The organism is Nitrospinaceae bacterium (assembly GCA_018669005.1).
GTDB lineage: Bacteria > UBA8248 > UBA8248 > UBA8248 > UBA8248 > UBA8248.
The window spans coordinates 17,941-42,505 of record JABJAL010000096.1 but is presented as its reverse complement, the minus strand read 5'-3'; the positions used below and the strand labels follow the sequence as shown (position 1 = coordinate 42,505).

At 52.7% G+C, this 24,565-nt stretch carries 21 protein-coding genes; 9 read left to right on the top strand and 12 right to left on the bottom strand.

Features of this window, described 5'->3' with window-relative positions; genetic code table 11:
- Positions 1 to 5: 5 nt before the first annotated feature.
- The 3 genes from HOJ95_15300 (at position 6) to HOJ95_15290 (ending at position 2,721) form a co-directional block, all read left to right on the top strand.
- A complete protein-coding gene (locus HOJ95_15300; GenBank protein MBT6396064.1) occupies positions 6 to 176 on the top strand; it encodes a fdrA domain protein in 171 nt (56 codons plus the stop codon).
- 26 nt (positions 177 to 202) lie between these two features.
- The gene (fdrA, locus tag HOJ95_15295; protein MBT6396063.1) at positions 203 to 1,717 is read left to right on the top strand and encodes an acyl-CoA synthetase FdrA; all 1,515 of its coding nucleotides are present in this window, start codon (positions 203 to 205) and stop codon (positions 1,715 to 1,717) included.
- Positions 1,718 to 1,848: 131 nt separating this feature from the next.
- Complete coding sequence (locus HOJ95_15290) at positions 1,849 to 2,721, top strand: haloalkane dehalogenase (GenBank protein ID MBT6396062.1); 873 nt, start codon at positions 1,849 to 1,851, stop codon at positions 2,719 to 2,721.
- A gap of 9 nt (positions 2,722 to 2,730) precedes the next feature.
- Here the strand turns inward: HOJ95_15290 and HOJ95_15285 are convergent, their stop codons facing one another.
- The 6 genes from HOJ95_15285 to HOJ95_15260 form a co-directional block, all read right to left on the bottom strand.
- Positions 2,731 to 3,495 carry an SDR family oxidoreductase gene (locus HOJ95_15285; GenBank protein ID MBT6396061.1) on the bottom strand — a complete coding sequence of 255 codons (765 nt, stop codon included), beginning with the start codon at positions 3,493 to 3,495 and terminating at the stop codon, positions 2,731 to 2,733.
- Positions 3,496 to 3,539: 44 nt separating this feature from the next.
- On the bottom strand, positions 3,540 to 4,565 hold the full coding sequence (locus tag HOJ95_15280) for a phosphoglycerate dehydrogenase (GenBank protein MBT6396060.1): 1,026 nt from the start codon (positions 4,563 to 4,565) through the stop codon (positions 3,540 to 3,542).
- Between the two features lie 217 nt (positions 4,566 to 4,782).
- Complete coding sequence (locus HOJ95_15275) at positions 4,783 to 5,082, bottom strand: hypothetical protein (GenBank protein MBT6396059.1); 300 nt, start codon at positions 5,080 to 5,082, stop codon at positions 4,783 to 4,785.
- A gap of 322 nt (positions 5,083 to 5,404) precedes the next feature.
- Positions 5,405 to 6,982, bottom strand: a complete 1,578-nt coding sequence (locus tag HOJ95_15270; protein ID MBT6396058.1) for a long-chain-fatty-acid--CoA ligase — start codon at positions 6,980 to 6,982, stop codon at positions 5,405 to 5,407.
- A gap of 25 nt (positions 6,983 to 7,007) precedes the next feature.
- Positions 7,008 to 8,648 (bottom strand): acetolactate synthase large subunit, encoded by a 1,641-nt coding sequence (locus tag HOJ95_15265; protein MBT6396057.1) that lies wholly within the window; start codon positions 8,646 to 8,648, stop codon positions 7,008 to 7,010.
- A gap of 47 nt (positions 8,649 to 8,695) precedes the next feature.
- Entirely contained in the window at positions 8,696 to 10,057 is a 1,362-nt protein-coding gene (locus tag HOJ95_15260) for a M20/M25/M40 family metallo-hydrolase (protein MBT6396056.1), read from the bottom strand.
- 174 nt (positions 10,058 to 10,231) lie between these two features.
- Between HOJ95_15260 and HOJ95_15255 the strand changes: the two genes are divergently transcribed.
- Together HOJ95_15255 and HOJ95_15250 are read left to right on the top strand one after the other, a co-directional pair.
- Positions 10,232 to 11,407, top strand: coding sequence for an alpha/beta hydrolase (locus HOJ95_15255; GenBank protein MBT6396055.1), 1,176 nt, complete (start codon positions 10,232 to 10,234; stop codon positions 11,405 to 11,407).
- A 73-nt stretch (positions 11,408 to 11,480) separates the two neighbouring features.
- On the top strand, positions 11,481 to 12,665 hold the full coding sequence (locus tag HOJ95_15250; protein MBT6396054.1) for an alpha/beta hydrolase: 1,185 nt from the start codon (positions 11,481 to 11,483) through the stop codon (positions 12,663 to 12,665).
- A gap of 13 nt (positions 12,666 to 12,678) precedes the next feature.
- Here the strand turns inward: HOJ95_15250 and HOJ95_15245 are convergent, their stop codons facing one another.
- The gene (locus tag HOJ95_15245) at positions 12,679 to 13,605 is read right to left on the bottom strand and encodes an ABC transporter permease (GenBank protein ID MBT6396053.1); all 927 of its coding nucleotides are present in this window, start codon (positions 13,603 to 13,605) and stop codon (positions 12,679 to 12,681) included.
- A 21-nt stretch (positions 13,606 to 13,626) separates the two neighbouring features.
- Positions 13,627 to 14,640 (bottom strand): ABC transporter permease, encoded by a 1,014-nt coding sequence (locus tag HOJ95_15240; GenBank protein MBT6396052.1) that lies wholly within the window; start codon positions 14,638 to 14,640, stop codon positions 13,627 to 13,629.
- A gap of 268 nt (positions 14,641 to 14,908) precedes the next feature.
- On the opposite strand from HOJ95_15240, the gene HOJ95_15235 reads away from it, so the two are divergent.
- On the top strand, positions 14,909 to 15,871 hold the full coding sequence (locus HOJ95_15235) for a VOC family protein (GenBank protein MBT6396051.1): 963 nt from the start codon (positions 14,909 to 14,911) through the stop codon (positions 15,869 to 15,871).
- 41 nt (positions 15,872 to 15,912) lie between these two features.
- Complete coding sequence (locus HOJ95_15230) at positions 15,913 to 16,893, top strand: fumarylacetoacetate hydrolase family protein (GenBank protein ID MBT6396050.1); 981 nt, start codon at positions 15,913 to 15,915, stop codon at positions 16,891 to 16,893.
- Positions 16,894 to 16,969: 76 nt separating this feature from the next.
- Here the strand turns inward: HOJ95_15230 and HOJ95_15225 are convergent, their stop codons facing one another.
- The 4 genes from HOJ95_15225 to HOJ95_15210 are packed head-to-tail and all read right to left on the bottom strand — an operon-like array spanning position 16,970 to position 21,463.
- On the bottom strand, positions 16,970 to 17,947 hold the full coding sequence (locus HOJ95_15225) for an alpha-ketoacid dehydrogenase subunit beta (protein MBT6396049.1): 978 nt from the start codon (positions 17,945 to 17,947) through the stop codon (positions 16,970 to 16,972).
- Positions 17,948 to 17,977: 30 nt separating this feature from the next.
- A complete protein-coding gene (locus HOJ95_15220; GenBank protein MBT6396048.1) occupies positions 17,978 to 18,901 on the bottom strand; it encodes a thiamine pyrophosphate-dependent dehydrogenase E1 component subunit alpha in 924 nt (307 codons plus the stop codon).
- Positions 18,902 to 18,961: 60 nt separating this feature from the next.
- Entirely contained in the window at positions 18,962 to 20,257 is a 1,296-nt protein-coding gene (locus HOJ95_15215; protein ID MBT6396047.1) for a tetratricopeptide repeat protein, read from the bottom strand.
- 24 nt (positions 20,258 to 20,281) lie between these two features.
- Complete coding sequence (locus HOJ95_15210) at positions 20,282 to 21,463, bottom strand: prolyl oligopeptidase family serine peptidase (GenBank protein MBT6396046.1); 1,182 nt, start codon at positions 21,461 to 21,463, stop codon at positions 20,282 to 20,284.
- Between the two features lie 281 nt (positions 21,464 to 21,744).
- Here HOJ95_15210 and HOJ95_15205 point away from each other — a divergent pair, with 281 nt between their 5' ends.
- On the top strand, positions 21,745 to 23,280 hold the full coding sequence (locus tag HOJ95_15205; GenBank protein ID MBT6396045.1) for a hypothetical protein: 1,536 nt from the start codon (positions 21,745 to 21,747) through the stop codon (positions 23,278 to 23,280).
- A gap of 88 nt (positions 23,281 to 23,368) precedes the next feature.
- Positions 23,369 to 24,559 carry an aminopeptidase P family protein gene (locus HOJ95_15200; protein ID MBT6396044.1) on the top strand — a complete coding sequence of 397 codons (1,191 nt, stop codon included), beginning with the start codon at positions 23,369 to 23,371 and terminating at the stop codon, positions 24,557 to 24,559.
- Positions 24,560 to 24,565: the final 6 nt, after the last annotated feature.

The following is a 24,565-nucleotide window of genomic DNA, read 5'->3' as shown; positions in this document are numbered from 1 at the left end:
GGAGTATGATTAAAAAACTGCTCGGGGAGCAACCGAAAATCATCAATATTGGTCTGGATGGTTTTTTTCGAGACTTGAAAAATAGAAGCGTACCAGTTGTGCATTTAGACTGGTCTCCTCCAGCCAGCGGTGATTCAAGGCTGGCCAATCTATTGAGTAAGCTAAAATCGATTTAACAAGTCTTGAGGTATTCTAAACACAAATGAGAGAGTCAAAAGTCATCAATTATATTCGGAGAGGATTCTATCTCGACTCGGTAGCACTCATGCGCCTGTCTCAGCAAATTTCTGCGCTTCCCGGTGTTGGTGCCGCAGCGATGATGATCGGAACGGATTCAAACAAGGGGGTCTTGGACGAAGCCGATCTGCTTGCGGATGAAGGGCGTGAGGTGGGTGCAAATGATTTGATAATTGCTTTAAAGGTAGCCGATGGAGAATCAGGAAAAAATGCACTCGAGGAGGCAGAAAATCTTCTTGATTCACCCTCTCTCCGCAGTGGAGGTGTAGGTGATTGGTTTCCCAGGACGATGGACACGGCATTAGCTGCGCTGCCTGGTGCGAATTTATCTCTTATCTCGGTTCCTGGTGAATTTGCTGCGGTTGAATCGCGTAAAGCTCTTCAAAATGGACTTCACGTGATGCTTTTCAGTGACAATGTATCGATTGTAGATGAGTTATCGCTAAAGCTAGAGGCTAAGGAGCGTGGGTTGTTGTTCATGGGACCTGATTGCGGTACTGCCATTTTGGGAGGTGTTCCCCTTGCCTTTGCCAACGAAGTGCCGCGAGGAGATGTGGGTATCATTTCCGCTGCGGGTACAGGACTTCAGGAAGTTTCGAGTCTCATCGCCAGGAATGGCGGCGGTGTGTCGCATGGAATTGGTGTTGGAGGGCGGGATTTAAGTGAAACCATCGGGGGTATTATGACTTTGATGGCAATAGATGCGCTTGACGAAGATTCTGCGACGCACCGAATAATCCTGATTTCGAAGCCGCCGTCGGAAAAAGCGGCCAGCCTGATTTTTGAACGTATTGAAAAATCGTCTAAAAAATTCACAGTTTGTTTCTTGGGGCTCGATGCCAAAGATCTTCCAGTGAACGCGCATTCCGTATCTACACTGACGGCTGCTGTGGAAGACGTTCTTGGCGATAAAATTACGCGGCCCCGGGTTGTTGAAAATACGGCCAGCGTTACTGCCCAAAGCCTTGAAAAAGGACGTACGCTAATACGTGGAATTTATTCAGGGGGTACTTTGTGTGCAGAGGCACAGGTAATTTTTCTTTCTGAAGGCGAAACGTTATTTTCAAACACCCCGGTGCCGGGTGCTAGAGGTTTGGATGAGGCAGACGATAAAACCCATTCAATTCTTGATCTTGGAGCAGACGAATATACCGTTGGGCGACCTCATCCAATGATCGATCCTACGCTAAGGAATGATCTCATGTCTCGATCTCTTGTGGAGCCCGGAGTCGCGGTGATTTTGATGGATGTGGTAATTGGCCATGGAGCCCATGCCGACCCAGCCGCTCAGATTGCCGAGACGATATGTGGGGTTTCAGAGGGAAAAGCCAGTGTGGTCGCTTCTGTTTGCGGGACAGAGGAAGACTCGCAGGTGTATTCGGAGCAGGTGAGAAAACTCGAATCTGTGGGAGTTGTTGTAGCACCCTCAAATGCGCTTGCAACTGAAGTTGCGTTGAGTATCTCTAGGCGAAAGTTTTGAAATGTCCGTGATTGAACTTATTTCAATGACATCACTGTGAGTGTTTTATTTTTTATCTCGATTAAAAATGATCGTTAGATTTCTGTTGAAGAAATAAATTTTATAATTGCCTAAAACTGCTCTGGTGAAAAATGATCAATCCGAGAATGCAATACAAAAAAAGAAAAATTGAAATCCACGGAAAGCAGATGGCCTATGTTGATGTGGGCGAGGGAGAGCCCATAGTATTTCTTCACGGCAATATCACCTCGTCGTTCATGTATCGGAATATTATTCCGTACGTCGAGCCATTTGCCCGTTGTATTGCCGTCGATAATATTGGTCAGGGGGATTCGGACAAACTTGAAGGTTCGATGTACAGACTTAAAGATCATCAGAAATTCACGGACGGGTTTATGGATGCTATGGGCCTTGGGGGAAACGTTACCATCATGGTGCATGATTGGGGGGCGCAGCTCGGCTTCACATGGGCAAACAAGAATCGGGGTGCCATGAAAGCCATTGCCCAGATGCAAGGCGTCCTCGGAGATTTCAAATGGAGTCACTGGCCCGAGCAGGTGCAGGTTCTATTTAAAAGATTTCGCTCTCCCGAGGGTGAAGAGATGGTTCTGGGTGAAAATCGATTCGTCGAGAACGTGTTGCCTGCGATGACTCTCCGGAAACTCACAGAAGATGAGATGAATGAGTACCGGCGGCCTTATCAGAATCCCGGAGAGGATAGGAGGCCAACCCTAACCTGGCCGCGAGAAATCCCCATCGAAGGATATCCGTCCGATGTGCTCCGGGTGATTGAGGAGAACAACAGGTGGCTGGCCGAATGCCCGTTGCCAAAGCTATTTATCAATTCTGAACCCGGCGCGGTCTTGATTGGTGAGCACCGCGATATGGTTCGGCGCTGGCCGAATCTAACTGAAGTGACAGTCAGTGGGCTTCATTACATTCATGAAGACTCACCCGACGATATTGGTCGTGCCTTGGCCGATTGGTATAAATCCATCAGTTGAATAATGGCGCTATAGCGCTGTCGTTCCGCCGTCGCTCGTAACAATCGCACCGTTCATGAAGTCGTTTTCCTCCGATACCATAAATACGGCAACGTTTGCCATCTCGTCGGAGGAGGCGAATCGTTTTACGGAAATATTTTCTAACTTGGACTCGGCGTATTCGGGTCTGTCTTCATGGATTTTCTGTACCCGTTCGGTCTCCGTCGTACCGGGGGCGAGGCAGTTTACCCGGATGCCATGTGGGCCCAACTCGGTGGCCAGAGCGCGAGTCATATTGTGTGTTGACGCTTTTGTCGTGCAGTAGAGAGCGTTGTTTTCTATTCCAATCATGGCATGGATCGAACCGATGACTAGTATTCTTCCGCTCTTTTGCGCTTTCATTATTTTGGCGGCTTCAATCGAGGCGCGGAATGGCGATTTTGAATTGACCTCGAAAAGGAAATCTACTTCCGCCCCCGTGAATTCAGTGAGAGGTTTGTGGTTTCTCCCTCCGGCGCAACTGACAAAAATATCCAGACCGCCGAGAAAGTCAGCTCCGTCGGTAATAACGGTGGCCGCGTTATTCGAGTTTGAAAGATCGTAGCATTTGCCACCGGCTTTTATGCCTTCGGCTGTGCAGGCATCGATAGTTTTTTTCAGCCCCTCTTCATTGGTGCCTCCGGCAGCCCAGATGGAAGCGCCTTCGGCGGCGAATCGTTTGGCAATCGCGGCGCCGATACCCGACGAAGCGCCCGTGATAATTGTTTTTTGACCTTCAACTCTTTTGCTGGACATGATTTTCCTCATCCTCTGGTAGATTCAAAAAAACTAATTAGACATTAATTGGTATCTGCAACCATTGCCTGGATATCGTATTCCGCATCCGGGACCAATCGAGGAACAGGTTCACCTTTGAGAAAGCATATGAGGTTTTCTGCAGCTTGTATCTCCATCCTCAAACGCGAGGATTTGGAACTCGCCCCCATATGGCAGGTGAGTATGCAATTTTCGATTCCAATAAGCTCACCATCGTAGGGCTCGCGCTCGAAGACATCGAGAGCGGCTCCGCCCAGTTTGCCTGATCTTAGGGTCTCGGCCAGCGCAGCCTCATCGACCAGACCGCCCCGGGCGGTGTTGATGAGGATAGCGTCAGATTTCATCGTCGCCAAAGATTCACGGCTGACCACGTATCTCGAAATCGGGGTGACGGGTACGTGTAGACAAACAACATCCGCTTCCTTGAATAGTTGCTCTTTTTCCACCCAATCTATGCCTAATTCTTCGCCGAAGGCGGTATCTGGTTCTAAATCGTTGGCGATAATCTTCGCACCGAAGGCGGAAAGATGACGCGCCACCCGCTTTCCAATTCGACCAATGCCAATGATCCCAACGGTGAGTTCCTCAAGGGAACGTCCCATTACCCGTTTCCATTTTCCATTTCGTAGAGATGAGTCCGCCTCTTTCACCCCACGTAGAAGTGTTAGCACATGGCTTACGGTCAATTCAGTTACTGCCTGGGCGTTGGCGCCGGGAACATAAGATACCGGAATATTCCTTTTGCGGGCTTCGAGCAGATCGACGCTATCAAGACCTACCGAGCAGCGCGAAATGAATCTTAATTCGGATGAGGAATCCATCACGCCTGCCGTTATCGGTTCGGCGCCTCCGATAATGGTGTCACACCCTGAGATAAGGTCCTTCATCTCTGATTCAATTAAAATACGCCCGTGGGGATTAAACACGCATTCAACGCCGGCCTCCTCGAGCATTGTCACAGGGAGCGGATCAATCTGGCCAAATCGCTCGGGAGAAATCAGTGTTCTTGCAATGGGCTGATCGGCTCCTGTTGGGGTGTTGGTGCTCATGCATACATCTCCGTTTTGGGCCTTTTCATTTTCGCAAGGCGCAATAGGTGTCAAATGTGGTGGACAGGCGACTTAAGCTAACGAAAGGAGGGGAATTTTGTCAAGAAGCGGGGGGTGGAACTGGAATTTTTTTGCGGGTCAATTCTCTCCTACCCTTGTAAAAAGAAGGAGGGGGGGCGCTGGATACGCCATTCTTCATTGCCTAAAGATCGGTTATCTAGGCAGCGATTTTGAGTCCTCTTTCTGCCTCCCTCCAGCGCTCATCAAAGTTCTTCGATTCTTGGCGATTTACTTCTTCTTCCTTGAAGTGCATGTAGGCGAAACAGAAAAATACCAGACACCAAAATGGCAGGAACCAAAGAGGTTTACTGGACTGCAGGCCACATATGAAATCCACAGCACAGGCGGCAGCCCAGCCCATCAGGCCCGAGGGGAGTGCGAGGAGTATTGTCCAAACGCCAGCATCTATAAAAACTCTAAATCGGGGTGAGATGTCTAGTTTCTCAATGATTTTCATCTTGCTTCCCATCCTTTCTTGTAAAGCCGCACCGGCTTTCTTGTTGACCTATATTTAATATCGTCCCCTCGGGAATTGTCTGTATTCAAAGCTTTCCGTTTGGTGTCTTCGGTCACCCACATGTAAACGAAATAATTGCAAAAAGAGCGAGTAATCGAATACAAAACAATGGATTAGAAATAGAAATGATTTGAATTTGGAATTTGGAAGGGGGGGAGATGGTCTTGAATCTTCTATTGGACATACATACGGTTTTAGGGAAATTTAGGGGTTAATCTATCAGTATGGGGAGATTGGCTCCTCCCCGTTAGGTGTCGGTTGCTTAATGTTTGTCCCGTAGGACGCGCCTGAGAATTTTGCCGCTCCTGGATTTCGGAATTCGATCTATGAATTCGATCTCACGGATTTGTTTGAAGCCCGCTACCTTTCCGCGTACAAATTCGATTATCGCCTCAGGTTCTGCCTTTTCTCCATCTTTTAATACGATGAAGGCTTTTGGGATTTCTCCGGCCTCATCGTCAGCCTTCGGTATCACGGCGGCGTCCGCCACTTGGGGATGTTGGTGCAGCAATGATTCTAACTCGGCTGGTGCCACTGAAAATCCCTTGTATTTAATCATCTCTTTGAGTCGATCAACGATGTAGACGTAACCGTCTTCATCGATTCGAACGATGTCGCCGGTAAGAAACCAGCCGTCTCTAAGCACTCGGGCTGTTTCCTCGGGCGCATTCCAGTACCCTTTCATGACTTGAGGGCCCTTAAGAGCGAGTTCTCCGATCTCGCCGAGAGGCATATCTCGCTCTCCAGTTTCGAGGTCAACCACTTTTTGTTCGAGATCAGAAACGGGAGGCCCGATAGAGTTCTCCTTAACCATTTCTTCATCAATCGGATTCATGTGGGTGAGAGGGGAGGTCTCGGTCAGGCCATATCCCATGAATGTGAGACAACCGGTTTTCTCTTGGGTGAGACGCCTAATTTCGGACGGCAGTGGTGCTGCGCCGCTCATAATATAGCGGAGCGAGGAAAGATCGTAGCTCTCCGTATTTGGATGGTGGACGATGTCGAGAAGTGCGGGAGGAACGGTATAGAAAAGTGTGAGCTGATGTCTCTCGACCAGTTCCAGTGATTCTTCGACATCGAAGCGACGCATAAGCACCTGTTTGCCGCCGGCGAGTATTAAGCCGCCCATGATCAGCGTTCCGTAAATATGATAAAGGGGAAGAAAGTTCAGCGCCCCGTCACGCTCGCTGATTTTGTGGTTGTCCACGAATTGATGGTAATTCCGCACCAAATTTCGGTGGGTGAGCATTACGCCCTTGGGCCGGCCCGTTGTACCGCTAGAGTAGGGTAGTGCGATTAGGTCATTGGCCTGATCAATTGTCGGCTCATCGGGCTGTGTGTCCACCTCTCCTGCAATCCATTCGTCAAACCCGATGCAATCAGGTGGTGCCTTGCCTTCGGTGACTATAATGTTCTTAAGGTTAGGCAATTTGTCGCGAACGCTTAGGATAGTGGGAAGAAGTGATTCATGGACGATCACGATTTTAGCTCCGGAGTCTTCTAGTTGGTAGCGGACCTCTTCTTCTTTATAGGCGGGATTGAGAGAGGTGAGGATCGCACCCGTCTTCGAGCCCGCGAAGAAGGCAACTTCGAACTCTATCGAGTTGGGGACGAGGAGCGCGACACGGTCTCCTTTTTGAATGCCAAGGTGTGTGAGACCCCGGGCGCAGGCATTTGAGCGGCTTTCGAGTTCTCCAAAGGTAAGTTCACGCTCACCATCCACGATCGCAATTTTATTCGAAAGATGATCGAGCGCCTGGCGCAATAGCCCATGATAAGGGTAGCCGGGATATTTTAAAGGGGCTCGAAAGTTGCGCGGTGGTTTTTCGGATTGAGGCAAGGCCGGAGAACCTCCGAGAAATGAACTAAAGACGCGCCGTCAAGGCTCTAAGTTCTTCGATTAACACTCGTTCATTCTCGGAATAATCTACTGGAACCTCAAGGATATGAACTCCCGATGAGTTGATACACTTGTTTAAAAGGCCAGGGAGCTGATTGGTCACCTCAACGCGGTGCCCGTGGGCCCCATAGCTTTCAGCGTATTTTACGAAATCAGGGTTGTCGTAGTCGAGGCCGTATTCGGGAAACCCGGCGCCCGCCTGCTTCCATTTAATCATGCCGTAGGCGTTGTCGAGGAGGATGAGCACAACGAGGTCGAGCCCGAGCCGGACGGCGGTCTCAATCTCCTGGGAGTTCATCATAAATCCGCCGTCGCCGGCGATGGCCATGACTTTTCTGCCGGGATGGACGATTTTCGCAGCCATCGCCGAGGGGAGACCCGCGCCCATCGTCGCCAGGGCGTTGTCGAGAAGGACGGTGTTGGGTCCGTGGGCCTTGTAGTTTCGGGCGAACCAAATCTTGTATACCCCATTGTCGAGCGCGATTATGCCGTCAGAGGGCATGGCCTCACGGACGGTAGCGACAAGGTACTGGGGTATCACAGGAAACGTCTCGCTCTCGCTTTTGTCCTGGACGTGAATTTCAACCTGTTCTTTCACCCGGTCAAAGTAGCTGAAGTCCCAACCCGGGTTTTTGCTGAGAAGGGCTGTCAGGCTTTCAATCGTGCTGGCAATATCACCCACGACGTCGAGCTGGGGAAAATACACTTCATCCACGTTCGAGGTGAAGTTGTTGATGTGGATGACCTGCGCTCCTCCGGGTTCCATGAAAAACGGTGGTTTTTCGATTACATCGTGACCCACATTGATAATTAGATCAGCCTGATGAATCGCCCAGTGAAGATAATCGTTATCCGACAGAGCAGCGGTGCCGAGGAATTTGTAGTGTCGCTCGTCGATCACGCCTTTGCCCATCTGGGTGTTGAAAAAGGGAATTTCCGTTTTGTCGACGAATCCGGTGAGCGCTCTCCCTGTTCTGTTGCGGTTGGCGGCGGCACCGATGAGCAGGAGCGGCATCTTGGCAGCGTTGGTCATCTCGGCCGCCTGGGCGATGATTTTGGCATCTGCACTTGGGCGGCGACCCCTGAAAACTTCGAAAGTTGTGGCGGCACTTTCCTCGGAGGCGATGTCCTCGGGCAGTTCGATGTGAACGGCACCTGGGCGCTCCTCTTGGGCGATGCGTATTGCCTCGCGGACGAGGACGGGTACGTTGTCGCCGTTTACAACTTGCTTGGTGAATTTGGTGAGCGGGCGCATCATTTCGACAATATCAATAATTTGGAAACGGCCTTGTTTGCTTTTCTTGATCGGTTTCTGGCCCGTAATCATCAAGATTGGCATAGCGCCGAGTTGGGCATAGGCCGCAGGGGTGACGAGGTTGGTGGCGCCAGGGCCGAGGGTGGCCATGCAGACGCCGACCTTGCCGGTCAGGCGACCATAGGTGGCTGCCATGAAGCCCGCTCCTTGCTCATGGCGGGTGAGAATTAGCTTGATTGAGGAGGTTCTTAGAGATTCGAGAATGTCGAGATTCTCCTCTCCCGGAATTCCAAAGATATACTCAACCCCTTCTTGCTCAAGGGCGCGCACAAAAAGATCGGATGCTTTCACTGAATGCTCTCCTCAAAATTCCATTCGTTTGTGCTGTTTTCCAATGTTTATGAGCTACCGAATGACTCGCAGATTGAGGCCATGTATTTGGCCCCGTCAATCAAGTGTTCAATCTTTAAATTTTCATTGGCGCTGTGTGTTCTGGCAGAAATGTATCCAACTCCTGTGCCTACGAGGGGAATCCCGAGCGTTCGTATGACCATCCAGGTAGGTGTACTACCGCTTCCAAATGGGTTGATCGTAGGAGCGGTATTGTAAACCCATTGCGATGCCGATTCGCATGCCTCCACGACCAGGCTTTCGGGGTCACTTTTCGCAGGAAGGGATTTGAAAAGAAGTTCGACTTCGATGTCCTCGAAGTCGTGGCGATCCAGGTGGCGACGGACGCAATCGCGGATCTTTTCGGGGTCTTGATCCACCACTAGTCGACAATCGAGTTTCGCGCGTGCTCGACCCGAAACGATGGTCTTGACCCCCTCGCCGGTGTAGCCAGCGTCCATTCCCGCAATGTTGAATGAGGGATTCGTTAGATGACGTCGGGGGAGATCTTCATCGGGCAGGTTGAGGGCGAACTGCCGGAGTTCGAATTTCTTCTTCCGCTCTTTTCCGTCGTAGGGCTTCATGCGGCGGACAAGCTCTTCTTCTTTTTCGGTGAGCGGGACGACATCGTCGTAAAATCCCTCGACGAGTACTTTTTCATCCTCTCCCTTCATGGTGGAGAGCGCCCAGTTGAGCCGCCAGGCGGCGTTCTCATAAATCTGGGCGTGGCTACTGTGGAAATCGACATTCGCCGTTCGACAGGATAGCTCAAGGTAGCAAAGTCCCTTGTTTCCCAGCGAGAGGACGGGTTCATTCTCCCGGAAGGTGTCCTCCCAGATGCACCCGTCCGCGGCGAGGGTGTTCTTGTTCTCGTTAATGAAGGGCAGGAGTGAAGTACTGCCTATCTCTTCTTCTCCTTCGATGATGTATTTAACTGAGCAGGGTAGCTCCCCCCGTATTGCTAAAAAGGCTTCGAAGGCGGCAAGTCGGCTGATGATGTTGCCTTTGTTGTCAGTTGCACCGCGCGCGATGACATGACCGTCGACCACGTTTGCATCAAAGGGGGGGCTTGCCCATTCGCTTACCGGATCGGGGGGTTGTACGTCGTAGTGATTGTAGAAAAGAAGAGTCTTTGCCCCCGAGCCAGTGATGTGTCCTGTTATGATGGGATGCCCTTCAGTTTTATGTTTTTTTGCATCGAGACCAGTTCGCCTAAGACGCTCCTCGATAAGCTGTGACATTTCCTCGATTCCGATATGGGTAGTGGAAATGCTTTTCTGGCGGCAGAGCTCTTGAAGATCTGCGACGATCTGATCGGTGTGGTCGTCAATGTATTGGAAGATAGGTTTCATGGCATCAGGTTTGTTCACGGGAAGTCTCCTGCATTGTCTGACCCAAAAAGCGAGGATAGATTGTAATTTACCATGATGTGAATATATGATGCCCTAACAGTTCAATAATTGAAATTATTACACATAGAGTCCAGCGCTGCTATATTGGATGGTGGCTCAGGCTCGTGCATTAGTTAAATAGGGGGATGTTTCATGTCGGATGCACCTGCGAGTAATACTTGGTTTACCTATTTTCCTGAAGATTATCGTTGGTCGGCTGCTTTATGCGGAATGCTTTCGGGCGCCCGATTCGGGGCCACGGAGATTGGCGAGCTCGACCAGGTGGGACGTCGGCTATCTAAAAAACTTGGGGACGATAACCACTGGTTTCGCGAATGGGTTCGGATGGCTGATCATGTCCGAGGCCTCGGCCTTGCGGCGGAGAGAAAAAAACAAAGCCTCTCGGCTTGCTCTCACTACCTTCGGGCTTGTAATTACTACCAGATGGCCGAACGTTTTAGAACGCCTAAGGATAAGCTGGCCATCGATGCATTTAAGAAGGGGGTAAATTGTTTTCATCGTTTCACGCGCCTCACGGACAGACCGAAAATTGAAATAGTCGAAGTTTCTTTTGAGGGTCGTAAAAAGCTTCCTGGATATTTTGTTCACGCTCAGAATACGAAAAAGGCGAAGCCCCCGGTTGTTGTGTTTTTCGACGGCCTCGATGTCACCAAGGAGCTTCAGTACATGCGTGGGGTGGAGGACATCACCCGCCGCGGGATGAGTGTCCTCATAATGGATGGGCCTGGAACGGGCGAGGCTATTCGGATGCGCAAAATCTACTTACGCCATGATTACGAAGCTGCCGGTTCCGCCGCTTTAGATTATCTTGAGACGCGCAAGGACGTGAACGCGAAAAAAGTGGGTGTTATGGCCATCAGCCTTGGGGGCTACTATGCACCCCGAATGGCCAGCATGGATCGGCGCTTCAAGGCTTGCCTGGCCTGGGGTGCGATTTGGGACTATCACGCCACGTGGAAAAAGCGTATTGACCAGGCCTTCAAAACAGAGCTTTCCGTGCCAGGCCATCACATTCAATGGATTCTAAATGCCAAAACCATGGATGATGCTCTCGCAAAGCTTGACGGCTTTCGTCTCGATGGCGTTGTGCAGAAAATGCGCTGTCCCTTCCTTCTCGTTCATGGAGAGGGCGACAAGCAAATCCCAATGAAGGATGCCCGTGCGCTCTATAACGCGGTTGGCTCGAAGGACAAAACCATGAAGGTGTTCACCGTGAAAGAGGGTGGCTCGCAGCATTGCCAACGAGACAATCTGTCGATAGGTACGGCCTACATGTTCGACTGGCTAAAAGAAAAACTCGGCGCCTGATATCTTTTTTAAATGCATTTAATTTCAGGAGCGGCGCCGGAGCGTCTGCTCTCCTCGATTTGGAGAATGAATAATGGCAAGAAAGCCTAAGGCATTAGCGAAAGCCACATGGTTCACTTATTTTCCCAACGACTATCGTTGGTCGGCGGGTATCAGCATTCTTTGTTCTATGGCCAACACCGGTGGAGCCACGATGGGTGAAATCGATCAGGTGGGCCGCAAGCTGTTGAAAAAAGTAGGGGATGACAATCTCTGGTTCCGCGAATGGACTGAAATGGGAGACCATCTTCGTGATTTAGGCATGGCGGCAGAGCGGAAAAAGAACAATCTAAGTGCCGCAGATTTTCATAAACGAGCGTGCATGTACTATCAGTTGGGTGAGCGCTTTCGGACGCCCAAGGATAAGAAGGCGAATGCTGTTTACCGAAAGTCCCTCGATTGTTTCGCAAGGTTTATGCGGCTCACGGATCGCGCTCGAATTGAAAAAGTTGAATTGCCCTTCGAAAAAGGTAAAAAGCTTCCGGCCTATCTGGTTCATGCCCAAAATACAAAAAAAGCAAAGCCCCCTGTCGTTGTTTTCTTTGACGGTTTCGATGTCAGCAAAGAAATACAGTATGTGATGGCGGCCGAGGACCTTATACGGCGGGGGATGAGCGTTCTACTCGTGGATGCTCCTGGTAATGGCGAGGCTATCCGTTTCCGTAATCTATATTTGCGCCACGATCACGAGGTGGCTGGTTCTGCTGCACTAAATTATCTGGAAAAGCGAAAAGATGTGAACGCCAAACAGGCAGGTGTTATGGCGATCAGCCTGGGCGGTTATTATGCTCCCCGCAATGCCAGTATGGAGAGGCGTTTCAAGGCTTGTGTCGCATGGGGTGCGCAGTGGGACTATCAAAGAATTTGGAAAGATCGCATCTCTGCGGCTTACAAAACGGCACTATCGGTTCCGGGGCATCACCTCTCCTGGATTTTCAACGTGAAAACGATGGATGAGGCTTTGGTGAAACTCGAAGGTTTCAAGTTGGGTGGGGTGGTGGAGAAAATGCGCTGCCCGTTCCTGATTGTTCATGGTGAGGATGATCAGCAAATTTCCATGAGCGTTGCCCGTAGACTCTTCAACGCAGCGGGTTCCAAGGATAAGACCCTCAAAGTGTTCACCGGAAAAGAGGGTGGCGCGCAGCATTGCCAGATGGACAATGTGCCTCTCGGAGTCTCTTATATTTCGGACTGGCTAAGGGAGAAGCTTAAAGCTTAGGACGCGATGCCATTTAGTCGGCCAGCCGCTTCATCTTCGGGTCGAGGACGTCGCGAAGCAAATCGCCTAGCACGTTCACGCTCAGAACTGTGAGCATCAGGACTATGCCGGGGAAAAGGGATATCCACCAAGCGGTGTCCAAAAAGGAGCGGCCATCGGCGAGCATGCCACCCCAAGTGGGGGTGGGGGGTGGGACACCCAGGCCAAGAAAAGAAAGAGCGGACTCGATGATGATCATTCGTCCAAGATAAAGCGTAGCAATAACTATAGTCGTGGATATGACGTTGGGGAACAGGTAGACGATCAAGATACGAAGCGTGCCGCAGCCAGCAGCTTTTGCACCAACGATAAACTCATTTTCTTTTATCGACAAAACCTCCCCTCGCACCACGCGGGCATAGACTATCCATGTCCGCAACGAGATGACGAGAATAATGTTTTGCAGGCTTGGTCCCAGTATGGCGACCAGGCTGATCGCCAAGAGAATGAAGGGCACAGCCAGGGCCGTATCTATTATTCGGCTAATGATGGTGTCGACCCAGCCTCCGAAATAGCCAGCTACAATTCCAATTGTGATTCCGATTATGCCGCTGAAAAAAACTGCGGCGATTCCAACGATGAGCGAGATTCGGGAGCCCCAGATTATTCGGCTTAGGATGTCACGACCCTGCTCGTCGGTTCCGAGGTGGTAGACGTTGCCAGCCTTATCGATGAAGCCAGGTGGTTTGATGTGTCGGTTTAAGTCCTGACTGACCGGGTCGAGTGGCGAGAACACCTGGGGAACGATGGCGAACAAAACCACGAAAAGTAGGCAGATTATTCCTAGGATGGCGGGCGGGCGTTTTTTCAACTCCCTGATGGCAAGTTGGAAGTCTGATGGTCCTCGGGCCTCGTCCTCGAACGCGGTGGCTTTAAATGTCTGGGATTGTTCGACTGCCATGTGTGCTCCCGATCCGATGAGTTAGCTGTAGGATATCCGTGGGTCGAGCCAAGCGTAGAGAAGATCCACGACCAAATTCACGAATACGAAAACGAACGCCAGAAGGGCCACTGCGGCCTGTACGATGGGGTAGTCTTGATTGCTGATGGCGTCCACCACCAGAAAGCCTACGCCGGGCCATGCGAAAACAGCTTCGGTGACGACAGTGCCACCGAGGAGAATACCGAGTTCAAGCCCCACGAGAGTTACCACTGGAATAGATGCATTTTTCAATGCATGGCGGATAATGACAATCCATTCAGTGATTCCCTTAGAGCGAGCCGTTCTCACATAGTCCATCTCAAGAACTTCTAGCATCTGGGAGCGTACAAGGCGCGTGATGCGTGCCGTAGCATAAAGTCCTGCTGTAACTGCAGGTAGGATGATGTAATACCAGGCTTCGAACCCTGAGGTGGGAAGCCAGCCGAGATAAACCGAGAAAAACATAATGAGCAAAAGACCTAGCCAGAAATTGGGCATCGATTGACCGAACATCGAACCGATAGAACTTGTGTGGTCTATCCATGTGTTTCTAAAAGTCGCAGACAGAACACCTGCCGGTATTGATATCAATATGGCGATAATGACTGCCGTAAAAGCCAAAAGAACAGTGTTTGGGAAATGCTCAAGAACGAGGCCCATAGCGGGTATCTCGTGACGATATGAGAAGCCAAAGTCCCCGCGTATGACTCCCAGGGTCTTCACTCTTTCGGCATTTCCGATGTCTACATCTGGTGTCTTGATGTTCTGAATTCTACCGATTAAGAGGCGATCAATCGTGTCTACCCCGAATATGAACTTGGCAAATTGGATGGGGAGAGGCTGATCGAAGCCCATTTCTTTGGAGAAGGCCGCAATTTCTTCTTGGGTGGACTCAAGGGGCATCAGTATTGCGGCTGGGTTGCCCGTTATCTGTAACATTGAGAAAACGATGATTAAAATAGCAGCGAAAACGATAAAGCTCTGTAAAATACGGCGAATTATATATGCTCGCATGGTTTCCCGTAAGGTTATACTTAAGAAGTGAACAATTCCCTGTGCCTATAAGAAAGATATGGATATATCGTCTCGATATTTTGTCCTGCCGTCAAGGCACATCGGGGGAAAAACATAATTTTCTGATTTAATCATATTTTTTTGGTATCGAAAAGCTCCCTCCTTGGACATGTGGTGATTGGATCTCGTAAAATAAAGTCTGTTCCGCACAAACAAATAATCTGGTTGAAATGCTAAGCCGAATTGTGAACTCAAAGGGAGATGGTTTATGTCAGTTCAGGCGAAGCTTGATCATATTGGTCTTTATACAAAAGATATTGAGCGCTCTATGCGTTGGTATTACGAAATTCTCGGGTTCCGTGTGTCGGATTATCTGCCGCCTGAAAATACTGAGGAGCCTGTAGCGCCGGATGGGATCTCGTGGATGCGCTACTCGAACCTACATCATGATTTAACGTTCGTACAGTTTCCGGCCGAAGCTCTGGCGGCCCCTCAAACGACGAGGCCGGACAATCTCCAGCAGTTTGCTTTCCATCTTGATTCTGAAGATGCTGTCGAGGCGGCGTATAAGGCGGTAGTTGATGCAGGCGTCACCATCGTAAGCTCTCTCAAGCGCGGGCCGGTGTTGGGTGTACTCCAATTTTACATGGCCGACCCCGACGGCAACAAAATCGAGATTTTCAATACGCCGGATCTTCCTCCTCGTCCAATTCGTAGCGTCGAGAGTCCGGGGCTTGTCCATGTCGAATTTCTGAGCCATATCGGTATCCATACGAAAGATACGCAGGAATCCATTGATTGGTATGAAGAGATGCTCGGATTTCGGGTGTCCGACCGGCGTGGCCAGAATCCACTAGAACCCGCTCTGATGGCCGCAGTTCCCAACGGCATCGCCTGGCTCAGCAATTCCGAGGAGCATCACAATCTTGTTCTCGTCCAATTGCCGCCTGATGAGATCGACGAGCCTTTGCCCTATGGCGGTCGCGGAACACTCCAGCAGATTGCTCTCGTTGTCGAGAGCATAGATGCGCTTCTGGCGGCACATGAATTTCTAGCTGCCAAGGGCGTTAAAATCGTTGTGCCCCCGCGTCCCCAAAATTGGAGCGGCGGTATGAAGTTTTACTTCCAGGACCCGGATGGCGTGAAAATCGAAATTTCACACGGTATGAAAACCGTTGACCTTGACTATGGATTTCAATATGAGATTGCCCAGCGAATAGCGGCGTCTTGAGATTTTTTTCTGACAATCGCAACTTAGAGGGTATTTAAAACATGAAACTTGCTACTTATCGGAACTCCGCGCCTGGCGCGACTGGAAATCGTCTTGGCGCCGTTCTCTCGAACGGTAATATGCTTGACTTAAGACTCGCCTATGCAGGATATCTCGATCGCGAGCAGGCAGAGGGTCGGCCCTATGTCATTGCAAATGCTAGAGTTCCGCGGGATATGACCGAATTCCTCACCGGCGGCGAGCGTGCTTTGGAGGCCGCCCGCGTGGTCGTAAATTATGCCGAGGAAGAATACAAATCGGGCGGCGAGCCCACCGGTCCCGCCGGCGAGCGATGCGCCCTCAAGCCCAAGAATTTTCACCTCTGCGCCGTCATCCCCAAGCCCGGCAAATTTCTCCACACCGGCCTAAATTCAAAAAAACACGTTGAAAACACCGGGAATAAAGCGCCCGAGAATGTCGCTGGCGCCCCGCGTTTCAATGCCTCGCTCATCGGCCACGAGGAGCAGGTGATCCACCCCGAGCAGACGCAAAAGCTCGACTACGAGGTGGAAGTGGGCATTGTCATCGGAAAGCGCTGCAAGGATGTGAAGCCCGAGGACGCCTTTGACGCAATCGTTGGCTACACGATTTACAACGACATCACCGCCCGCGAGGTCCAGCGGTCGGCGGCGCTTGGCGGCGTTTTTCTGGGGAAAAATTTTGACACCACCAACCCGATAGGCCCCTATCTCGTCACGGCCGACGAGGTGCCAAATCCGAATGAGCTTCTGGTGGAGTGCCGGGTGAACGGCGACGTTCGCCAGCACGAGCGACTAACCGATATGATCTTCGATATCCCGGCCCTCGTTGCCTTCTTCAGTCAGATGACGCTTGAGCCCGGCGACATCATTTCATCGGGAACCTTTGGCGGCGTTGCGCACGAGCAGGAAGACCCCGAGCCCTACTTCCTCAAACCCGGCCATGTCGTCGAGTGCGAGGTGGAGCACCTGGGGATTCTGCGCAACCCCATCGTCGCGCCATAGGTCGGGAAACCGTCCTGTGAGGCTGGTTAGGTTTAGGGTGCCCCCATCCTTTGGCGAATTCCGCCCTGTTGAGGGGCTAGGCGTCTTTTAGCGCCGCTCTCGCTGCGTCGGCAATCTTCTCGGCGTTCGGTAAAACGTAGGCCTCAAGCTTGGGCTGCACGGGAATTGGCACCTCTAGTGCCCCCACACGGCCAATGGGCGCTTTAAGCGAATGAAAAGCCACCTCCTGAACCGAGGCCGCAATCTCCGCGCCCACGCCGCCATGCTTGTGGCCCTCCTCGGCGACGACGCAGCGCCCCGTTTTCCGAACCGATGCCGCCAGCCCCTCAGTGTCGAGGGGTCTAATCGTGCGCGGGTCCATAACCTCGGCGCTGATGCCCTCGGCTGCGAGCATGTCCGCCGCAGCGAGGCACCTCGATAATTGAGAGCCGAGCCCGATAAGGGTGATGTCCGACCCCTCTCGGCACACATTCGCCACCCCGAATGGAATCGTCACATCGCCCTCGGGCACTTCACCCTTCATCTTATAAAGCTCTAAATATTCGACAAACATCACCGGGTTATTGTCCCGTATTGCCGTCTTGAGCAGCCCTTTTGCGTCCGCAGGGGAGGTGGGCACCACGATATGAAGCCCCGGCACGTTCAGGAACATGGATTCAAGGCACTGGCTGTGCGTCGGGCCGTTCTGGATGCCGCCGCCCTCGGGCGTCCTGAACACGATGGGAATCGACACCTGCCCGCCCAGCATGTAGCGCAGCTTCGAGGCCTGGTTCGTGATCGGATCGACCGCCAGCATGATGAAATCAATTCGGCGCATGTCGAGGACAGGCCGGTAGCCCGCCATGGCCGCGCCCACGCCCGCCCCGGTGAAGCCAAGCTCGCTGATCGGCGTGTTGCGCACCCGGTCTTTGCCAAACTCATCGGCCAGCCCCGCATCGGCGGGCGAGACGACGGTGTTCCGCACGTCCTCGCCCATGATGAATACTTTTTTATCCCGCGCCATCTCCTCGCGGAGGGCCGCGTTTATCGCTTCAACAAAAGTCATCTCAGGCATCTGAAATCCTCAGTTCGAAAGTAATATGGATTAGGCGTAAAGATCCTCGTAGGCGTCCTCAAGCTCGGGCTCGGGGCTCGCCTCGCCAAACGCAATTGCCTCGGCGATCTCGGCCTCAACGGCCTTGATGTGTCCCTCTTTATCCTCGGCGGTGATGCCCAGCACCCGCTCGCCCACGATAAGGGGGTCACTCTCGCGCCACTTGTTCCATTCCGCCTCGCTCCGGTAGGAGCCAAATTTCTCCGCGAGCCGCGAGTGCCCGTAGAATCGATACGTCTTCGCCTCAATCAGCGAGGGGCCCTCGCCCCGGCGCGCGCGCGCCACCGCCTCGGTCATTGCCTCGTTGACGGCGAGCACATCCATGCCGTCCACCGTTACCCCTGGCACCCCGTAGCCCTGGGCGCGGGTGCTGATGTCCTCGACCGATGTCGAATAATCCACCTGGGTGGTCGATGCGTAGTGGTTATTTTCGCAAAAATAAATAACCGGCAGCTTCCAGATCGCACACAGGTTCATCGACTCGTGGAACGCGCCCTGGTTCGAGGCCCCGTCCCCGAAAAACGAGACCGCAACCTGGCCCTTGTTCTCGAACTGAAAGGCAATACCAATGCCTGCGGCCATGGGCATGTTCGAGCCGACAATCGAATGCGCCCCGTAGTGGCCCTTTGACACATCGGCGATGTGCATCGAGCCCCCCTTGGCGTGACATAGCCCGGTCGCCTTGCCCATCAGCTCGGCCATCATCTCGGGCAGGCGCGTTCCCTTGGCTATCGAGTGGCCGTGCCCCCGGTGGGTGGTCAAAACCGCATCGTCGATGTTCAGCGCCGAGCAGGCCCCGACCGAGCAGGCCTCCTGCCCCACGCTGACATGAATGCCCCCTGCGACGCGTTTTTCGATGAAAAGCGCCTGCGCCGTTTCCTCAAAGCGCCGTATGCGGAGCATCGTGCGGTACATCTCGTTCAGTTTTTCTCTCGTGAAAGTTCCCGTGGTTTCAGGCAAATGATTACCCTCCCGTTATGATGGCGTATTTTCGCAGCCCGCTGCTTTCATTATGTTTTGGTACTTTGAAATTTTGTCCGGTATATTGACTTCTTGATATAGTTTCAGTGCCTCAGCCCAGTGGCCACACGCAGCCTCCATATTATCGCGATCATTTTCAATAATTCCGAGATTGGCGTATGTGGCGGCCATGCCATCTTTCCTGCCCAACTCTTTCTCTATCGCGAGCGATTTCAGTTGATACTCCTCGGCCTTGTCCAATTCGCCCCGTGCTCGGTGGATGAGGCCGAGGTTGCCGTAATCGTCGGCCATGCCCTCCATCCTGCCCAGCTCTTCGTCTATCGCAAGCGCTTTCAGATGATAATTCTCGGCTTTCTCTAATTCCCCCGGTGTCTGATGAATGAGACCAAGGCTGCCGTACTGAATCGCCATACCATCTTTTCGGCCAAGTTCCTTGTTGATGGTGAGTGCTTTCAGGCAAAAATCCTTGGCCTTGTCCAGGTGGCCCTGCTTTAAGTAGATGTTCCCGAGGTTGCTGTAACAGGCGGCCATACCCTCCTTTCGGCACAGTTGATCGAAAGTTGCGAGGGCTTTCAAATGATAATACTCGGCATCTTCCAACTCTTCCCGCGTCTCGTGGATGTTGCCGAGGTTACAGTAAGCAACGGCAATCAATTCTTTTTTTTCGGTCTCTTCTCCCAGGCGCATGACGGTTTGAATGGCGTTCTTCGCGTCGTCAATTTTGCCGAGCCTTAATAGAAGTGCGCCAAGCATGTTCCAGCCGTCTGGATCGTTCGGATCGAGGCGGACTACGTTTTTGTAGGCTTCGAGGGCTTTCTGGGTCTCGCTGAGGAAGGCGATTGCACCCAGGTGGCGGTAGGCCTCAGCGGCTTCCTTGTTGGCGGTTGTTCCCTCGGCTTCCTTCTTTTGAGCGGTTTCCTCGAAGAGCTGGATCGCCTGTGCCGTCTCGCCCTTTTCAAGATGGGCGAGGGCGTCAGCAACGCCGGGCATATCCTGCTGCTCTGTAAGTGCGACTATCGCTTCTTTTAAGCTTTCATTTTCCCGTTTTTGAGTTGTTAGCTCACTGGAGAGTGTTCGATTTTCTCCGGCAACGTCAATAAGTTTTGTTACAATTTTGTCAACATAAGGGTCGTCGGTTTCCGTTTTTTTAGGAGGGGAAATCCAATTCCGTATTTGTCGGAAACCGCCGAATAAAATTCCCCAAATAAAGACGCCAATACCTATAAGTGTGCCTAAGCCGGTCAAAGGATCAGCTATTTTGTTGGCCCATTCAAGAAAATCGGCGATCATGGAAGCTGGCTCCTTTCAGCTATCCTATTCCCCCGTTCCGAACCGATCCATCCACCAGTCGCCGATCCAGTCGCGGACCATGTGCAGGTTGTCGAAGACGCAGTGCTGGCTGCCGCCGTCCTCCTCGACGGTGAAAATTTTGAGTTCTTTTTCCTCGGAGCCGCAGGCCGCAAAAAGGCGGTGGGCCATCTCGACGGGAACGATGTTGTCGTCCTGGCCGTGGGTGATGCAGATGGGCATTTTGATTTTGTCGGCAACGCCCTCGAGGGTGTAGTTCGCACATTTTTCCATGGCCGAGTCCATATCGGGCTTGCCCAGCACCCAGGGAAGCTGCCAGATGGCGGACGAGGAGACGGTGCCCCCCGATTCAAGCACTTTGCGGCGCTTGACCCATACCTCGTGGTAGTCGTAGTGCGCCCCCCAGGTGAGGCAGGCGGCGTAGCGGTGCTCAAAGGCGGCGATGCGCGGGGCGTAGTAGCCGCCAAAACTCATCGCCATGACACCAATGCGCGAGGAATCGACATCGCCCCTCCCGTCGAGATAGTCGAAGGCAGCGGTGCCGGGCACTTCGTAGTCGTGGCGGCTCGGGATGTTCTTGAGGCGAAGGGCCTCGCCCTGGCCGGGGCCGTCGATGCAAAGCGTACCAATACCTCTTTCTCTTAGAGCGAGACCGCCCCAGAGGGTGGTGATTTCCTTTGAGGCATCCAGACCGTCGAAAAAGGCGACAACCGGATCGTTGCCAGTGGGATTTACGGGGGGGATCCAGTAGGCGGGAAGGGCGCCTTCCTCGTAGGGCACTTCCACACGCTCGAAGCCGGGCACGAGAAGTTTCATTCCCTTCTCGAAGTAGGGAAGGAGGGCGCTATAGGAGGCCGCCTTTTCCGGGTTGTCGGGGTGGACAAAGCGCTCGGAGTTGAATCGGTAGACGGCGCCTCTGACGTAGGCGGCGGCGGCAGTGCGGGTGTGGCCCTTTTTCTCCTCGCTTGTTGCAAGCGCAAGGGTCTTGTCGGCCATCCATCCCCAGTTCTCGCCCCAGGCCTCAGCGTCGCCTTCCTTGCCCTGGAGACGCTTTCCCACCTGGTCGATTTCATGGAAATTCGAGCCGCCCATCGGGACGATGTTGATATAAGCGCACATTACTTGAGACCAAAGGTAATGCTCGGGAAAGTATTGGAACCACGATCCTTTAAGTTTTTCGGCACTCATCTGCAATTCTCCTTGATTGAAAAAGGGCCTGAAAAAAAGACCTGAAAATAGGGATTTTTAATATTCTGTCCTTAGTTCAAAAGGGGAGGCGTCCTTCCCGAGTATGCGAATGTAATTCGAAGGGCGAACCATCCCGGTGATTATTTGTTTTGATCTTTGTATTTAAGAATGCTACCGTAATACCCAATCTTGCACACTTATGCCACCCGTTTCGGCGGGCTGGCCAATTACCCTCTTTTGGGGAACTTTGAAAGTAACATCGTTATAAGGGGAGGTAGAGCATGCGTAGATTTGCAGCAGCACTTTTGGTGATCACTCTGGGGCTCTTTGCGGTTTCGTTTGTCGAGGCTGCCGCAAAAGACACGGTGACGATCGCGCTCTCGGGCGAGCCGCCCACAATGGACCCGCATCGCACGTCGAACTTCGTTGGTACCATGGTGTGGCGCTGGCCCTACGACACCCTTCTCTCCCGGGAGACGGGCACGGGTAAAATGATTCCCTGGCTGGCGGAAAAGTATGAACTGCTGGACGGAACCAAGAAGATGAAATTCTGGCTCCGCAAGGATGCGAATTTTGAGGATGGCTCTCCGGTCACCTCGCAGTCAGTGGCCTGGTCGCTAAGCCGTGTGCTCAAGGCCGCAAGGCAGAAAAGATATTTTGCCTCCTTTGACCGCATCGAGGTTATCGACGACAAAACCTTCATTTGGCACAACAAGACGTACGACAACGGCACGCTGTCTCGGATTACCCGCTGGGCGGGCGTGATGAGCCTTAAGGCAAAGGGCAAGAAAAAGGCTCACCTCTCGCGGAACACCTATGGTTCGGGCCCTTATAAGCTCAAATCCTGGACCAAGGGCAACAAGATGGTGTTCGTTGAGAACAAGCGCTGGTGGGGAAAGAAGCTGTACCCCAATATGCCGAAGACGGTTATTCTCCGGCGCATCAAAGAGGCGGCCACTCGCGTAAAATCTCTTGAGGCCGGTGAAGTTGACGTTGCCTGGGGCGTGCTGCCGCAGTATGTGGCGGCTCTCCAGAAAAACCCGAAGACGAAGGTAAAAGCGGTTCCGGCCGTGCGCATCATGTTCCTGAGCTTCTTCAGCAAGCATGGCGGCCCGATGGCGAACCAGAAGGTGCGCCTCGCGATTAACTATGCCATCGACGATGCCCTGATTCGCAAGACGATCCTCGGCGGGCGCGCCGATCCCATCGGTGGGCTGCTCCATCCGTGGAACTTCTCGGGCTACAACCCGAAACGCAAATGGTGGGGCCATGACCTGGATAAAGCAAAAGCCCTGATGAAGGAAGCTGGCTTTGCCAGTGGCTTCAAGGCTGAGCTCATCGCGACGAACGGTCGCTATCCTGGCGATAAGCCGACGTGTGAGGCCATCGCCGGCATGCTCAAGAATATTAATATCAAGGCCACATGCAACTCACAGCGCTTCCCGCTCTTCAAGAAAATGCACCGCGCCTACCAGGCCGGAAAACGCAAGGGCGCTGCGATGTACTACATGGGATTTGGCAACGGTGGTGGCGAGCCGGGCCTGTTGTTCTCGGGCACCTCGATGTGCGGCGGCTCCTGGAGCGGACACTGCATCAAGGAACTCGATGATCAGGTCAAAAAGGCCAATGCCACACCTGAGCCGAAGGCGCAGCATGCCGAATACGACAAGGCCACCGGAATTCAGAAGAGACTGGCCACCCACAAAGTTGTGGCGAAGATTCACGACGTGCTCGGGTACAGCAACCGGATTAACTTCACCCCCCGGCACGACGAAACCCTGTATCCTTGGGAAATCAGCATGAAGGCGATGAACTAGCCTGATTTGCTTTTAGTTTCACCGCGCGGGGGGCCGGAGACGGTCCCCCGCGTTTTTTTTTGTGATCGAGACCAACAAGAGGTTTCCCATGTCGCTAGAAAAAGACCATCCCCGCTACTCGAAGGAAGAGTACCGCCGCCGTTATCGGGAGATACGCCGCCGAATGCGCGAGCGGGGGCTCGATGTCCTCATCATGTATGGCGACTCGGGCAGCCACGGCGGAAATCAGGCCAGCATCAAATACGTGTCGAACTACAAGGACCCGGTTAGCAGTTTTATCGTCTTTCCGTTGAAGGGCGAGCCGGCTCTTTATATGTCGAATCGTCTCTATTTGCCCTACGCCAAGCAGATGAGTGTCATTCGGCGAACCGAGGCCGTTGATTACGAGCCCGGGAAAAAAGTTGAGCAAAGAATTCGCGAGCTGGGTCTTGAAAAAGGCAACATCGGGGTTGTCGGCTACCGGGGCATTCTCCAGACATCGATTCCCTACAGCGTGGTGGACCACTGGCGTCAGTCGCTCAAGGGCGCCACTTTTGTCGAGGCGACCGAGCTTCTGCATGAAGTTCGATCCATCAAGAGCAAAGAGGAGCTCAAGTGGTTCCGCAAGGGCGCCGCACTGACCGACATGGCGTTCGAGGCGCTCGACTCCAAGGCCCGGGCCGGCATGACGGAGTATGAAATGGCGGCCATCATATCGAACGGCTACATGCCCCATGGCGGCGGCCAAATGCTTATCTTCGTTGGCTCGACCTCGATGGCGCGGCCGCACCTGATCTTCCCCAACCAGTTTCCCACCCACAGAAAGACCCGGAAGGGCGATGTCATCCTGACCGAGCTTTCATCCGACTATTATATGCACTCGGGACAGGCCCACCGGCCAATCTCGGTGGGAGGCAAGCCCACGGCTATTTATCAAAAGCTCTTTGATGTGGGGGTTGAGGCCTATAACCGCATCCTCGGGGCGGTCAAACCTGGCGCGACGCAAGAGGATGTGCGAAAGGCAGGAGCGATCATTCAAGATGAGGGTTTTACAACTTTCGACACAACGTTTCACGGCTGGGGCCTGCTTATTGAAAATCCGCGGGTAGATATCGACGCCACACTCATCGAGCGACCCCAAAACGAAGTTGTGTTCAAAGAGGGAATGCTCATGGTAATCCAGCCCAACCCGGTGACGGCGGACGGCAAGCGAGGTCTTCAGGTAGGAAATCTCGTTGAGGTGACGAAAACCGGTGCCCGCCCGCTCCAGAAATTCCCGATGAAGTTCATGCGAATTTAGGGCGAG